15 protein-coding genes are annotated in these 12,320 nt (G+C 65.7%); 10 read left to right on the forward strand and 5 right to left on the reverse strand.

Annotated elements, in window-relative coordinates; all coding sequences use genetic code 11:
• The first annotated feature begins 77 nt into the window (after positions 1-77).
• The 8 genes from J2X67_RS07520 to J2X67_RS07555 all read left to right on the forward strand — a co-directional run bounded on the left by J2X67_RS07520 (position 78) and on the right by J2X67_RS07555 (position 7,173).
• A complete protein-coding gene (locus J2X67_RS07520; RefSeq protein ID WP_309951906.1) occupies positions 78-1,052 on the forward strand; it encodes a tripartite tricarboxylate transporter substrate binding protein BugE in 975 nt (324 codons plus the stop codon).
• A gap of 66 nt (positions 1,053-1,118) precedes the next feature.
• Entirely contained in the window at positions 1,119-2,030 is a 912-nt protein-coding gene (gene xerD, locus J2X67_RS07525) for a site-specific tyrosine recombinase XerD (RefSeq protein WP_309951908.1), read from the forward strand.
• Between the two features lie 11 nt (positions 2,031-2,041).
• Positions 2,042-2,791 (forward strand): DUF72 domain-containing protein, encoded by a 750-nt coding sequence (locus J2X67_RS07530; protein ID WP_309951909.1) that lies wholly within the window; start codon positions 2,042-2,044, stop codon positions 2,789-2,791.
• A gap of 21 nt (positions 2,792-2,812) precedes the next feature.
• Positions 2,813-3,784 carry a tripartite tricarboxylate transporter substrate binding protein gene (locus tag J2X67_RS07535; RefSeq protein WP_309951910.1) on the forward strand — a complete coding sequence of 324 codons (972 nt, stop codon included), beginning with the start codon at positions 2,813-2,815 and terminating at the stop codon, positions 3,782-3,784.
• Between the two features lie 44 nt (positions 3,785-3,828).
• Entirely contained in the window at positions 3,829-4,806 is a 978-nt protein-coding gene (locus J2X67_RS07540; RefSeq protein ID WP_309952504.1) for a tripartite tricarboxylate transporter substrate binding protein, read from the forward strand.
• Positions 4,807-4,851: 45 nt separating this feature from the next.
• On the forward strand, positions 4,852-5,430 hold the full coding sequence (locus J2X67_RS07545; RefSeq protein ID WP_309951911.1) for a TetR/AcrR family transcriptional regulator: 579 nt from the start codon (positions 4,852-4,854) through the stop codon (positions 5,428-5,430).
• A gap of 95 nt (positions 5,431-5,525) precedes the next feature.
• Entirely contained in the window at positions 5,526-6,659 is a 1,134-nt protein-coding gene (locus tag J2X67_RS07550; protein ID WP_309951912.1) for a thiolase family protein, read from the forward strand.
• A gap of 37 nt (positions 6,660-6,696) precedes the next feature.
• A complete protein-coding gene (locus J2X67_RS07555) occupies positions 6,697-7,173 on the forward strand; it encodes a MaoC family dehydratase (protein WP_309951913.1) in 477 nt (158 codons plus the stop codon).
• Positions 7,174-7,181: 8 nt separating this feature from the next.
• On the opposite strand, the gene J2X67_RS07560 is transcribed toward J2X67_RS07555, so the two are convergent.
• Positions 7,182-7,997: a ferritin-like domain-containing protein gene (locus J2X67_RS07560; RefSeq protein ID WP_309951914.1), complete on the reverse strand. Its 816-nt coding sequence runs from the start codon at positions 7,995-7,997 to the stop codon at positions 7,182-7,184.
• A 37-nt stretch (positions 7,998-8,034) separates the two neighbouring features.
• On the opposite strand from J2X67_RS07560, the gene J2X67_RS07565 reads away from it, so the two are divergent.
• Both J2X67_RS07565 and J2X67_RS07570 read left to right on the forward strand, forming a co-directional pair.
• Positions 8,035-8,559, forward strand: coding sequence for a gamma carbonic anhydrase family protein (locus J2X67_RS07565; protein ID WP_157614698.1), 525 nt, complete (start codon positions 8,035-8,037; stop codon positions 8,557-8,559).
• A 32-nt stretch (positions 8,560-8,591) separates the two neighbouring features.
• Positions 8,592-9,602 (forward strand): Hsp33 family molecular chaperone HslO, encoded by a 1,011-nt coding sequence (locus J2X67_RS07570; RefSeq protein WP_309951915.1) that lies wholly within the window; start codon positions 8,592-8,594, stop codon positions 9,600-9,602.
• Positions 9,603-9,628: 26 nt separating this feature from the next.
• Here J2X67_RS07570 and J2X67_RS07575 read toward each other — a convergent pair whose 3' ends face one another.
• From J2X67_RS07575 to ftsB, 4 genes are all read right to left on the reverse strand, one after another.
• Positions 9,629-10,606, reverse strand: a complete 978-nt coding sequence (locus J2X67_RS07575) for a hypothetical protein (protein WP_309951917.1) — start codon at positions 10,604-10,606, stop codon at positions 9,629-9,631.
• The gene (locus tag J2X67_RS07580) at positions 10,606-11,307 is read right to left on the reverse strand and encodes an ATP-binding protein (protein WP_309951918.1); all 702 of its coding nucleotides are present in this window, start codon (positions 11,305-11,307) and stop codon (positions 10,606-10,608) included. The genes J2X67_RS07575 and J2X67_RS07580 overlap by 1 nt, the downstream gene beginning before the upstream one ends.
• Positions 11,304-11,927: a nicotinamide riboside transporter PnuC gene (pnuC, locus tag J2X67_RS07585; protein ID WP_309951919.1), complete on the reverse strand. Its 624-nt coding sequence runs from the start codon at positions 11,925-11,927 to the stop codon at positions 11,304-11,306. Before pnuC ends, J2X67_RS07580 begins: the two co-directional genes overlap by 4 nt.
• A 105-nt stretch (positions 11,928-12,032) precedes the next feature.
• The gene (ftsB, locus tag J2X67_RS07590; protein WP_281146611.1) at positions 12,033-12,311 is read right to left on the reverse strand and encodes a cell division protein FtsB; all 279 of its coding nucleotides are present in this window, start codon (positions 12,309-12,311) and stop codon (positions 12,033-12,035) included.
• Positions 12,312-12,320: the final 9 nt, after the last annotated feature.

Raw genomic sequence — 12,320 nt, forward strand, 5'->3', positions numbered from 1 at the left:
CACAGCACCGCCAGCGTGCGAAGCAGCTAGCATCCGGGGCTTTGCTTTTTCGACATCAGTCAATCAAGGAGTTATAGATGCAACGTCGTCAATGGGGCGCCATGGTGGGGGCCGCCGCGCTGGTCGCGGCCGCGGGCCAGAGCTTCGCGCAGGGCTATCCGAACAAGCCGGTCGAACTGAGCGTGCCCTTTGCACCAGGTGGCACGACCGACATCGTGGCGCGCGTCATTTCCGATCCGTTGGGCAAGGTGCTGGGCCAGCCGGTGGTGGTGATCAACCGCGCTGGCGGCGGCGGCATTGTGGGTGCGGCAGAAACGGCACGCGCCACGCCCGATGGCTACAAGCTGGGCGTTGCCACCGTTTCGAGCACGGCGGCCAACCCGGCCATCAACCCCAAGGTGCCGTATGACCCGGTCAATGATTTCACGCCAATCATCAACATTGCGGCCACCCCGAACATCATTGCGGTGAACCCGAGCTTCCCGGCCAAGAACTACGCCGAATTCGTGGCCGAGATCAAGAAGAACCCCGGCAAGTATTCGTACGCCTCGTCGGGCACGGGCGGCATTGGCCACCTGCTGATGGAGCTCTACAAGAGCCTCACCAACACCTTCGTCACGCACATTCCCTACCGCGGCGCGGGCCCCGCGCTGAACGACGTGGTGGCGGGCCAGGTGCCGATCATGTTCGACAACATTCCGTCGGCCATGCCTTTCATCCAGAGCGGCCGCCTGATTCCCATCGTGGTGTCGGCGCCCCAGCGCCTTGCCGCGTTGCCCAACGTGCCGACCTTCAAGGAAGTGGGTCTGGAGCCTGTCAACCGCATGGCCTACTACGGCATCCTCGGCCCCAAGGGCCTGCCGAAGGAAGTGGTCGACAAGATCAGCGCGGGCGTGAAGAAGGCGGTGGAAGATCCGGCCGTGAAGAAGCGCATCGAAGACACGGGTTCGCTCATCGTGGCCAACACACCCGAGCAGTTCGCCGCGCAGATCAAGGCCGAATACGACGTCTACAAGCAAGTGGTGGTCAAGCAGAAGCTGAAGCTCGACTGATCTGTTTTACCGGAGCAAAGCCGCCCGCAACCGGGCGGCTTTTTTCTTTTTGCTATCTTGCAACGCATGACAGAGGCCGCCGCCCCACAAACTCCCGAGATCGACGATTTCATCGATGCCCTTTGGCTCGAGGACGGACTGTCGAAGAACACGCTGGCTGCCTACCGGCGCGACCTGGCACTGTTCGCGCAATGGCTCCGCAAGGAGCGCAGCGGCGCGGCGCTCGACACCGCCAAGGAAAACGACCTGCAGGCCTACATGGGCGTGCGGCTTTCCACCAAGGGCAAGGCCACTTCGGCCAACCGGCGGCTCACCGTGTTCAAGCGCTACTACCGCTGGGCACTGCGGGAGCGGCGCATCGTGGCCGACCCGAGCCTGCGCCTCGCGCCGGCGCGGCAAATGCCGCGTGCCATCAAGACCCTGTCGGAAAAGCAGGTGGACGATCTGCTGGCCGCGCCCGACGTGGAAACGCCGCTCGGGCTGCGCGACCGCGCCATGCTCGAGCTGATGTATGCGAGCGGGTTGCGCGTGAGCGAGCTCGTCGCGCTCAAGGCCATCGACATGAGCCTGAACGACGGCGTGCTGCGCGTGCTTGGCAAGGGCAACAAGGAGCGCCTGGTGCCGTTCGGCGGGGAGGCGCGGCGGTGGATAGAGCGCTACCTCGAGGAGTCGCGCCCCGCCATTCTCGATGGGCAGCAGACGCCCGACCTGTTTGTGACTTCGCGCGGCGCAGGCATGACGCGCGTGATGTTCTGGGTGATTGTGAAGAAGCAGGCAGCCGCAGCCGGCATTCACGTGCCGTTGTCGCCGCATACCCTGCGCCACGCTTTCGCCACGCATCTGCTGAACCATGGCGCCGACTTGCGCGCGGTGCAGCTGTTGCTGGGCCATGCCGATATTTCGACGACCACCATCTACACGCACGTGGCGCGCGAGCGGCTCAAGCAACTGCATTCCCAACATCATCCACGGGGCTGAGGACCGGGCGAATGATCCGCACGATGCCGCTGCCGTCGCTCCGCACAGGTTGCGCCGGCTGGAGCCTGCCGCGCGACCTGTGGCCGGAGTTTCCGTCCGAAGGCTCGCACCTGGAGCGCTATGCGCAGCGCTTCGACGTGGCGGAAATCGACACGTCGTTCTACCGGCCGCACCGGCGCGAAACCTATGAGCGATGGGCTGCGAGCACGCCCGACGGCTTTCGCTTTGCGGTCAAGCTGCCGCAATCCATTACGCATGAAAAACGGCTCGTCGACGCGATGCCCGAGTTCGAAGCGTTCGTTGCGCAAGTCGATGGACTCGGTGCCAAGCTGGGCTGCCTGGTGGTGCAGCTTCCGCCCAGCCTTGGGTTCGATGCCGCTACGGTGAAGCGCTTTCTCTCGGCCGTGCGGCGCCGGCACGAGGGACCGGTAGCGCTCGAGCCTCGGCATCGCAGCTGGTTTGTGCCGCAAGCGGAGTCGTTGCTGTCGCGACTGCACGTTGCGCGCGTGCTGGCCGACCCGGTGCTGTTCGACGAGGCGGCCGCACCCGGCGGTTGGCCCGGCCTGGTCTATCTGCGGCTGCATGGGTCGCCGCGGCGCTACTGGTCTGCCTACGACGATGCGGTGCTCGAACGGCTTGCCTCGCGGCTTCGACTGGCGCAGGCCGATGGTGCCGAGTGCTGGTGCATCTTCGACAACACAGCGGGCGGCGAGGCCGTTGGCAACGCGATGACCTTGGCGCGGCTGCTTCAGAATTGCTGATTCATCCGAGGAGACAGAACCATGAACTTCAAGAAAAAACTCTGCGCAGGCCTGGCGCTGGCTGCAGCAGCCGGCCTTGCAGCGGCGCAAGCCTTTCCCACTGCCAAGCCCATCCGGCTGATCGTGGGCTACCCGCCGGGCGGCGGCATCGACTTTGCGGCGCGCACGGTGCAGGTGCCGCTGCAAGAGGCCCTCAAGCAGCAACTGGTGGTCGACTACAAGCCCGGCGCAAGCGGCATGATCGCGGCCACCGAGCTCACGCGCCAGCCGGCCGACGGCTACACGCTGCTGCTGGCCAACACCGGGCCCTTCGCCATTGCACCGTACCTGCAAAGCAAGCCGCCGTATGACCCGGTCAGGCAGTTCACCTACATCGGCCAGATCAGCCAGGGCAGCTACATCGCGGTGACGCGGCCGGACCATCCGGCAAAGAACCTCAAGGACTTCGTCGCCTGGGCCAAGGGGCAGCCGGGCAAGGTCAACTTTGCCTCGGGCGGCAACGGCACCTCGACGCACCTGAATGGCGAACTGATGAACCAGGTAACGGGCCTGGACATGACCCACGTGCCCTACAAAGGCAGCGCACCCGCGGTGCAAGACCTGCTCGGCGGGCAGACGCAGATCCTCATAGACGCAGGCAGTGTGCTGCTGCCGCAGGTGAAGGGCGGCAAGCTGAAAGCGCTGGCGGTAACCGGGCCGGTGCGCGATCCGCAATTGCCCGACGTGCCGACCGTGAAGGAACTGGGTCTTGCCGGCATGGAGTCCGTCGGCTTCCAGGGCCTGGTGGGGCCGGCCAGCATGCCCAAGGACGTGGTCGAGCGGCTTTCGAACGAACTGGCCCGCGTGCTGGCCCAGCCAGACGTCAAGGCCAAGTTCGCGACCGCGGGCGCCGAGGTGCATCCGCTCGGGCCGGCCGAGTTTGCGGCTTTCGTCAAGGCCGACAATGAGAAGTGGTCCAAGCTCATCCGCGAGCGCAAGCTGCAACTCGACTGAATCTCTTTCCCGCGACATTGACCGCTACCGTTACCGTGACCGACATGCATTTCTCGTCATTCAAGCCTTCATGGCTGCTCGCCGCCGCCGCCGCACTCTGCGCTGCAGCCGGCGCGCAGGCACAAACCATCCCCAAGACCGTCCGCCTCATCGTGGCGTACCCCGCCGGAGGCGTGAGCGACGTGGTCGCGCGTGCGCTCGGCGACAGGCTCGCCGCGCAGCTGGGCACCACGGTTGTCGTCGACAACCGCGCCGGTGCGAGCGGCGCCATCGGCATGGACGCCGTCGCCAAGGCCGCGCCCGACGGTGCAACGCTGGGCTTCTCGGCCATCAGCCCGCTGGTGCTGAGCCCGCACCTGGGCAAGCTGCCTTTCGATGCGCAGAAAGACATCGCGCCCGTGGCAAGCGTGATGTATTCGCCCGTGCTGCTGATTGCCACGCCGGCCAGCAAGTCGAAGGACTTTCGTGCGCTCATTGCCGATGCCAAGGCGCAGCCGGGTGCGGTGCGCTGGGCCACTTCGGGCCCGGCCTCGCTCGGCCACATCGTGCTCGAGCAGGTAAGGGCGGCCGCGGGAGTCGACATTACGCACGTGCCCTACAAGGGTGGCGGCCAGCAGCTCAACGATGCGCTGGGCGGGCAGTTCGAAATTCTGTCGACCAACGCGAGTCCCACGCTTTCTTCGCACATCCAGTCGGGCAAGCTGCGTCCGCTTGCGGTGGGCGCGCCCGCGCGGCTGGAGAGCCTGCCGCAGGTGCCCACGCTGGGCGAGCTGGGCTACAACGCCGCAAACATCAACTCGCTGTTCGGTGTGTTCGCGCCTGCCGCAACGCCGCCCGCGCTGATTGCAAAATACAACGCCGAGATCAACAAGGCGCTGGCCAGCCCCGAGCTGCGCGCCAAGCTCACCGCCACCGACAATGTGCCGACCGGCGGCACCTCCGCCGCGTTTGCAAAGGAAATTGCCTCGGAGTTCGAGAGCAATGGCCGGATCATCAAGGCGGCGAACATCAAGGCCGATTGACCCTGCTGCTTGCAGGCCCGCCGCACCCTACCTTATAGTAGGTAGATGTCCACCGCCACCGCACTTGCCACCGGCAGCACCCGCGAGCAGATTCTTGCGGTGGCGCGTTCGCTGATTGAAACGCGCTCGTACCTGGGCTTCAGCTTCCAGGACGTGGCCGATGCAATCGGCATTCGCAAGGCGAGCCTGTACCACCACTTTCCCACCAAGGAAGCGCTGGGCATTGCGGTCATCCGCGAAGCCACCCAGCTCTTCAAGGCCTGGGACGCGGCGCGGGTGCGCACGCCCAAGGACGCGCTCGAATCCTATTTCCGCATGTACCGCAACACGCTCAAGGCGGGTTCGGGCATGTGTCCCGCAGGGGCGCTGACGCCTGGCTGGGACTGCATCAATGAAGAGTTGCGCCAGGCCGTCCAGGAGTTGCGCAACACCCAGGTGCTGTGGCTCACCGGCGTGCTGGGCGCACTGGCGCCGGCCACGCAGGAAAAGAGCGTGCCGGTCGCATCGCTGGCTGCCTATGTGTTTTCGGTCTGCCAGGGCGCGCTGCTTGCATCGCGCATGACCGGGCGCGCCGAAGACTTCGACGAAGCCATTGCGCACCTCAGGAGTTCATTGCCCGGCTGACTGCGGGCGGTATCGCTGGCACGCATCGGTGTGCCTATTTTTTGATCTTGTTGCCTACCGACTGGATGGTAGCTTTACCGTAAAGGAACATCTCCATGAAAGCCGTCATTTCCGCCTACGCCCGCTCGCCGTTCCACTTTGCCAAGAAGGGCGCGCTCGCAGAGGTTCGCCCCGACACGCTCGCCGCCGGCGTGGTGGGCGGCCTGCTGCAGCGCACCGATCTCGACCCCGCGGTGCTCGAGGACATCGTGCTTGGCTGCGCCTACCCCGAAGCCTCGCAGGGCAACAACCTCGCGCGCATCGTCGGGTTGCTCGCGGGGCTGCCGCACGAGGTGGGTGGCATGACGGTGAACCGCTTTTGCGGCTCGTCCATGCAGGCGGTGCACATTGCCGCGGCGCAGATCGAGGCGGGCATGGGCGAGGCTTTCCTGTGCGTTGGCGTGGAGTCGATGACCATGGTGCCGCAGGGCGGCTTCAATTTTTCGCCCAACCCCGAACTGAAGGAAAGCACCGACGCCTATATCTCGATGGGCGAGACCGCCGAAAACGTGGCACAGCGCTGGAACGTGAGCCGCGCCGACCAGGAGGCCTTTGCCGTCGAATCGCACCGCAAGGCTGCAGCCGCGCGCGCCGAGGGCCGCCTGGCAGGAGAGATCGTGCCGGTGCGGCTCGCATCCGGCGACGTTGTCGATGCCGACGGCTGCATTCGGCCGACCACCTCGGCCGAGGCGCTGGCGGGCCTGAAGCCGGCGTTCCGCCCCGATGGCGTGGTAACGGCCGGCACCTCTTCGCCGCTCACCGATGGCGCGGCGGTGGTGCTTGTTACCAGCGATGCCTTTGCGGCAAGGCACAACCTGCAGCCGCTTGCCCGCATCAAGTCTTTTGCAACGGTGGGTGTGGATCCGGCCATCATGGGCATTGGCCCGATCCCCGCAACGCGCAAGGCGCTGGCCCGCGCGGGCCTCTCGGCCGCCGATCTCGACGTGATCGAACTCAACGAAGCCTTCTCGTCGCAGGCGCTGGCCTGCATCAGAGACCTGGGGCTCGATCCGGCAAAGGTCAATCTCGACGGCGGCGGGCTGGCCATCGGCCATCCGCTGGGTGCCACCGGTGCGCGCATCACGGGCAAGGCGGCGGCCCTGCTGGCGCGCGAGAAGGGCCGCTACGCGCTGGCCACGCAATGCATTGGTGGCGGGCAGGGCATTGCCACCATCCTCGAGCGCATCTGAAGGTTGAAAATGCGCGCAGGCACTACAAGGAACCCTCATGGCGGCACTCCCTGACCACACCGGCGCCGAGCGCGCGTTGTATCTCGAAGACCTGTCGGTCGGCGATCGTTTCCAGAGCGGTGAGCACACGCTGGACGCAGCGCAGATCAAGGCGTTTGCGCTTCAGTTCGATCCGCAGCCTTTCCACACCGACGAAGAGGCCGCAAAGAGCACCTTCTTCGGTGGCCTTGCGGCAAGCGGCTGGCACACGGCTGCGCTCACGATGAAGCTGTTGGTGGAAAGCGGCATTCCGCTGGCCGAAGGCATCATTGGGTCGGGCGGCGAGCTTCAGTGGCCCAAGCCGACGCGGCCTGGCGATGTGCTGCATGTGGTGAGCGAGGTGCTGGACATCACCCCCTCGCGCTCCAAGCCGGGTCGGGCAATGGTGACGATGCGCTGCCGCACGCTCAACCAGCGCGGCGAAGTGCTCCAGTACTTCACGCCCAAGCTGGTGGTGCACGCCAGGCCTGCGTAGGCCTGCTTCTATTCAGCCTTGCTGCCGGCCGAGAGCGCGCGCATTTCTTCGGCGCTGAAGCCGGCGCGTTCGCGTGCTTCGAAGTTGAAGGGCGGCTTCAGGCGCGGTGCTTCGTATTGCGCCACGAGCTCCGGGTAGGTCTGCTCGGGGTCGCGGCCGGCGCGCTCGCAAAGCCAACGGTACCAACGGTTGCCGATCGCAACATGGCCAACCTCGTCGCGCAGGATGATGTCGAGAATCTCGACCGCGCGCAGTGCATCGGGCGTATTGACGCGCTTGAGCTTTGCCTGGATGAGCGGCGTGGCGTCGAGCCCGCGCGCCTCGAGCGTGCGCGGCACCAGCGCCATGCGCGCGAGCACGTCGCTCCTGGTTTTTTCGCACATGCTCCAGAGTCCGTCGTGGCCCGGAAAGTCGCCATAGCGGTAGCCCATGCCCTGCAGGTGGGCGTGCAACAGCGTGAAGTGCTGCGCCTCTTCATCGGCCACGCGCAGCCAGTCGCGGTAGTAGGCCTCGGGCATGCCGTCGTAGCGCCACACGGCATCGAGTGCCAGGTTGATGGCGTTGAACTCGATGTGGCAGATTGAATGGATCAGCGCGGCGCGGCCTTCGGGCGTGAAGGGCGACCGCTTCTGCACGGCAGTGGCGGCCACGCGCACCGGCTTTTCGGGGCGGCCCGGCACGCCGACATCGTCCCCTTCGGCTCGCAGGGGTTCAATTGCTATGGAATCGGTAGCTGCCAGCGCAGCAACGGCGCGAGTCGCGGCAACCTTGGCTTCGGGGTCGGCCAGTCGCAGTGCGGCCAGCGCGCTCAATCGGGGGTGCATCCCTACAATTCTAGTTTTTGCCCCCGGAGACTCCACGATGGCCCTTTATGAACTCGACGGCGTTGCGCCGCAACTCGGCACCGGTGCATGGGTGGCCGACAGCGCGGAAGTGATCGGCAACGTGAAGTTGGGTGAAAACGCGAGCATCTGGTTTGGCGCGGTGCTGCGCGGCGACAACGAGACGATGACCATCGGCCGCAACAGCAACGTGCAGGACATGTCGATGTTGCATTCGGACCCAGGCAGCCCCCTGACCATCGGCGAGAACGTCACCATTGGCCACCAGGTCATGCTGCACGGCTGCACCATCGGCGACAACTCGCTGATCGGCATCCAGGCCGTGGTCTTGAATAACGCCAAGATCGGCCGCAACTCGATTGTCGGCGCCGGCAGCGTGGTGACAGAGGGCAAGGAGTTTCCGGACAACTCGCTGATCTTCGGTTCGCCCGCCAAGGTCATGCGCACGATCAGCGACGAAGACGCCGCCCGCTTGCGCCACGGCTCCGACCACTACGTACAGAACGCCGTTCGCTATGCGAAGGGCTTGAAGAAAATCGCCTGATTCCATTCAGGCACAACTGAAAGAAATCCGTTTTGAGCGAGCTGCACAAATTCCTGTTCGATGGCCTGCCGGTGCGCGGCGTGATCGTGCGCCTGACAGATGCGTGGCAGGAAATCCTGGCGCGGCGCGCCTCCAACACCACCACCGGCGCCTATCCGCCGCCCGTGGCCGAACTGCTCGGCGAAATGACCGCCGCGGCCACGCTGATGCAGGCCAACATCAAGTTCAACGGCTCGTTGATCCTGCAGATCTTCGGCGACGGCCCGGTCAAGGTCGCCGTGGCCGAAGCCAAGCCCGACTTGAGCCTGCGTGCCACCGCCAAGGTCATCGGCGATCTGCCGGCCGACGCGCGCCTGCCCGACATGGTCAACGAGAACAACAAGGGCCGCTGCGCGATCACCCTCGACCCGAAGGACAAGCTGCCGGGCACCACGCCCTACCAGGGTGTGGTGCCGCTCTTCGACGACGATGGCGAGAAGCTCGGCAAGCTGAGCGACGTGCTGCAGCACTACATGCTGCAAAGCGAGCAGCTGGACACCACGCTGGTGCTCGCGGCAGACGACAAGGTGGCAGCGGGCCTCCTGATTCAGCGCCTCCCGGTAAAGGGCGAGGGCAACCTCGAAGGCTCGTCGAGCGGTACTTCCGGCAAAGACCACGACCAGGCGAATGAAGACGAGATCGGCCGCAACGAAGACTACAACCGCATCTCCATTCTTGCATCGACCCTGACGCGCGACGAACTGTTGACGCTGGACGTCGAGACCATTCTTCGGCGCTTGTTCTGGGAAGAAAAATTGCTGCGCTTCGAGCCGCAGATGGGCTTGCTCGGCCCGCACTTTGCCTGCACATGCGGCCGCGAACGCGTGGCGCAGATGATCCGCGGGTTGGGGGTGCAAGAGGCCGAAGAAATTCTGGCCGAGCGCGGCGACATCGAAGTGGGTTGCGACTTCTGCGGCAAGCAATACCGCTTCGATGCGGTCGACACGGCGCAGATTTTCACGCCGCCCGGCGACCAGGTGCCCGCGAGCCCCGTGGTGCAATAGCGCTCGCCGGTCTTTGTAGCGTCCGCTCAGCGCGGAACGGCGTCGTCGAAGCCGCCGAATGAGATATCGGGTGCGCTCGTGTTGTGCCGCGAAGGCAGGCTGCGCCCAAAGCGCATCTGCGTGCCGCTCAGTGTCTTCACGTCCGGCAGGGGCAGCACCTGCTCCGCGGCGTCGGGCGATTCCTGCCAGCGCACTTCACTCACGTCGGCGTTGTCCGGGGCCACGTACATCGACCGCAGCACTGCAAAGGGCCGCGCATCTGTGGTCGGCGAGGAAAGGCTGACGTCGAGCGCCGTACGCGTGCGGCTGATTTCAGACAGCTTGGCCACGGCGCTGCCGCCCCTTGCAAAGCGCAGGTGGATCGCCATCGGCTTTGGCACGATGCGGATCGACGCAATGTCGACCACCGGCCGGCTGCCTTGCTCGACCGGGCCGAGCAGGAACGAAGAGCCGTACACGCCGTCGCCAAAGCGTGCTTCCGGCAGCGGCTTGATGCGCCAGTAGCCGTCGGCGGGGTAGAGCACCAATGCCTCGAGCACCTTGCCTTCTTCCTTGCGGAAGATCTGCAGCAGATGAAAGCCGCGGTCGGTGCGGGCGCCCACGCGCACCGGCACCTGCTGCGGTCGCCAGAAGCTGGGCAGCGTCATGCCGACGATGCGCCACTGCGCGTCGTCGAGAAGCACCACCCGGCGCGGCTTGAACTTGTGCGCGGGATCGGTGGGGTGGGCGCCGCCGTCGAAGTTGCAGCCTGAAAAGTCGGGCGCGGTGACGTCGTTGCCAATGCTGCCCAGATACGCAGGCTGCAGCGCCTCGATGCGCATGCGCCGGATGCCTTCGCCCCGCAGCACCAGCGAGACGTTGTCTTCCTCGGCACAGGCAGTGGTTGTCGTGGCGTTTTCCACTGTGGCCGCAACCGGTGCGGCTGTCGCGGTGCCGGCCAGCAGGAGCGCGGAGCCAAGCAGATGAACAAGACAGGCGAGACGCGAAATGCGAGGCGGGAACATCAAATCTCCGAACGAGGGTTTGGCGGGTTGTCGCGGCGGCCGAGCAGGTCGCTGAACAGACGATGTTCGCATTCCGGGTCGGAACATTTCTCGCAAGGCCATGACCAGGAGGTGGGTTTCGCGTCGCCGCGGCTTCCCCGTGCCCGGGCCTGGCCTTCGTTGCCGGCTATCGAGTTGATGGCGTTCCATGCATTGGAGAGCCGTTCGCCGCCGGTGCCATGCACTACGGCGAATGAGAGCCCGGCGCCAGAAAGCGCCGCACGCACCAGCGTGTCCGTCGGCTCGCGCGCGTGGTCGCCGTCGCGCAATGCGTCGGCAACCCAAGGAATGTCGAGCGCAGTAAGCAGCGTGATCGCATAGCGGCGCTGTGCGGCGAGCGCATCGGCGTAAAGGGAGGTGTCGCCGAACAGCTGGTCGCTGTACACCGCGGTCATGAGCGCGGTGGTGTCTGCCACCACCACCCCCGAGGCGGCTGCGGCTTCAATACGACGGGTTTGCTCATCGGCGATGGCGCGTTGCTCGTCGGGGCGAGGCGTGCGACCTTCGCGCTCGCACCACTCGCGCAGGTACTCGGTCACGAGCGTGGCGGCAATGCCGCGTTCTTGCAGGCGCTGCGTGAGCGCGCGGGCGAGTTCGGTCTTGCCTGTGCTCTCGGCGCCGAGCAGCGCAATGACGCAGCCTGTGGGCAGCGTGGGCGTCATGCGCGCGCAGCCTTGCTCTGCATGCGCGAGCGCCACGCAACAAAACCCGCCACGCTGAGCACAGCGAACACCGCATACAGCCCCACCGTGAGCCACAGGCCCTTGTGGACGAACAGGCCCACGCTCACGATGTTTACCGCCAGCCACACCAGCCAGTTCTCGATGAACTTGCGTCCAAGCAGAAACTGGCCGACAAGGCTGAGGCCGGTCGAAAAACCATCCCACCAGGGCACGTCGCTGTCGGTGAAGCGGTGCAGGAAGAGGGCGACCGCGGGCCATGCCACGGCGCAGGCCAACAGCGCAAACGCAATGCCACGCGGCGAAAGCCGGCTGACCTGCAGTGCACTGCCGTCAGCCCGATGGCCCCGAAGCCATTGAAACCAGCCCCAGAACGCGACGAGCGCGAAGAACACCTGGAGCGAGGCATCGCCGTAGATGCGCGCCTCTGCAAACACGGCCACGTAAAGCAGCGAGCTGATGATTGCGAGCGGCCAGCCCCAATGGATTTCGCGCATGTTGCAGCCGACCATGGCCAGCGCCAGCACGGCAGCCAGGAGTTCGAGCCAGCTGACTGGTGAGCCCCAGAGCGCGAAGGCGGGGGCCGAGAAGAACTCGGGCATCAGGACGTCAGGCGCCGAGCGCCGCCGGGCCGCCCCAAGGCGCGAGCGGCCCCCTTGGGGGGCAGTGAGGACACGCAGTGCCGAGCGTGGGGGCCAGGACCATGTTCAGTGTGTGACTTGAACGAACACTTCGTTGGGCTTGACCATGCCCAATTCTTGCCGCGCTCGCTCTTCGACCATTTCAAGGCCGACCTTGAGATCGTTGACCTCGGAGGCCAGCCGCTCGTTGGTGACGGCGGCCTTGGCGTTGGCCTCTTTCTGCGCAGCCAGCTTGGTCTGCAGCTGCGACACGTCGCGCACGCTGCCGCGCCCGTTCCACAGCTGCCACTGCAGGACGACCAGCAGCAGCAACAGCACGATGGGTGGAACGAGGCGCGAGCGCATGCCGCGGAG

The organism is Variovorax sp. 3319 (assembly GCF_031456585.1).
In the GTDB taxonomy this organism is placed as follows: domain Bacteria; phylum Pseudomonadota; class Gammaproteobacteria; order Burkholderiales; family Burkholderiaceae_C; genus Variovorax; species Variovorax paradoxus_P.

Bases quoted from the DNA above. Each gene is read 5' to 3' on its own strand.
- J2X67_RS07545 (WP_309951911.1), top strand. From the start codon at position 4,852: ATGTCCACCGCCACCGCACTTGCCACCGGCAGCACCCGCGAGCAGATT.
- J2X67_RS07540 (WP_309952504.1), top strand. From the start codon at position 3,829: ATGCATTTCTCGTCATTCAAGCCTTCATGGCTGCTCGCCGCCGCCGCC.
- J2X67_RS07535 (WP_309951910.1), top strand. From the start codon at position 2,813: ATGAACTTCAAGAAAAAACTCTGCGCAGGCCTGGCGCTGGCTGCAGCA.
- J2X67_RS07575 (WP_309951917.1), bottom strand. From the start codon at position 10,606: ATGTTCCCGCCTCGCATTTCGCGTCTCGCCTGTCTTGTTCATCTGCTT.
- J2X67_RS07565 (WP_157614698.1), top strand. From the start codon at position 8,035: ATGGCCCTTTATGAACTCGACGGCGTTGCGCCGCAACTCGGCACCGGT.
- ftsB (WP_281146611.1), bottom strand. From the start codon at position 12,311: ATGCGCTCGCGCCTCGTTCCACCCATCGTGCTGTTGCTGCTGCTGGTC.
- J2X67_RS07580 (WP_309951918.1), bottom strand. From the start codon at position 11,307: ATGACGCCCACGCTGCCCACAGGCTGCGTCATTGCGCTGCTCGGCGCC.
- J2X67_RS07520 (WP_309951906.1), top strand. From the start codon at position 78: ATGCAACGTCGTCAATGGGGCGCCATGGTGGGGGCCGCCGCGCTGGTC.
- J2X67_RS07555 (WP_309951913.1), top strand. From the start codon at position 6,697: ATGGCGGCACTCCCTGACCACACCGGCGCCGAGCGCGCGTTGTATCTC.
- pnuC (WP_309951919.1), bottom strand. From the start codon at position 11,927: ATGCCCGAGTTCTTCTCGGCCCCCGCCTTCGCGCTCTGGGGCTCACCA.
- J2X67_RS07550 (WP_309951912.1), top strand. From the start codon at position 5,526: ATGAAAGCCGTCATTTCCGCCTACGCCCGCTCGCCGTTCCACTTTGCC.
- J2X67_RS07530 (WP_309951909.1), top strand. From the start codon at position 2,042: ATGATCCGCACGATGCCGCTGCCGTCGCTCCGCACAGGTTGCGCCGGC.
- J2X67_RS07560 (WP_309951914.1), bottom strand. From the start codon at position 7,997: ATGCACCCCCGATTGAGCGCGCTGGCCGCACTGCGACTGGCCGACCCC.
- xerD (WP_309951908.1), top strand. From the start codon at position 1,119: ATGACAGAGGCCGCCGCCCCACAAACTCCCGAGATCGACGATTTCATC.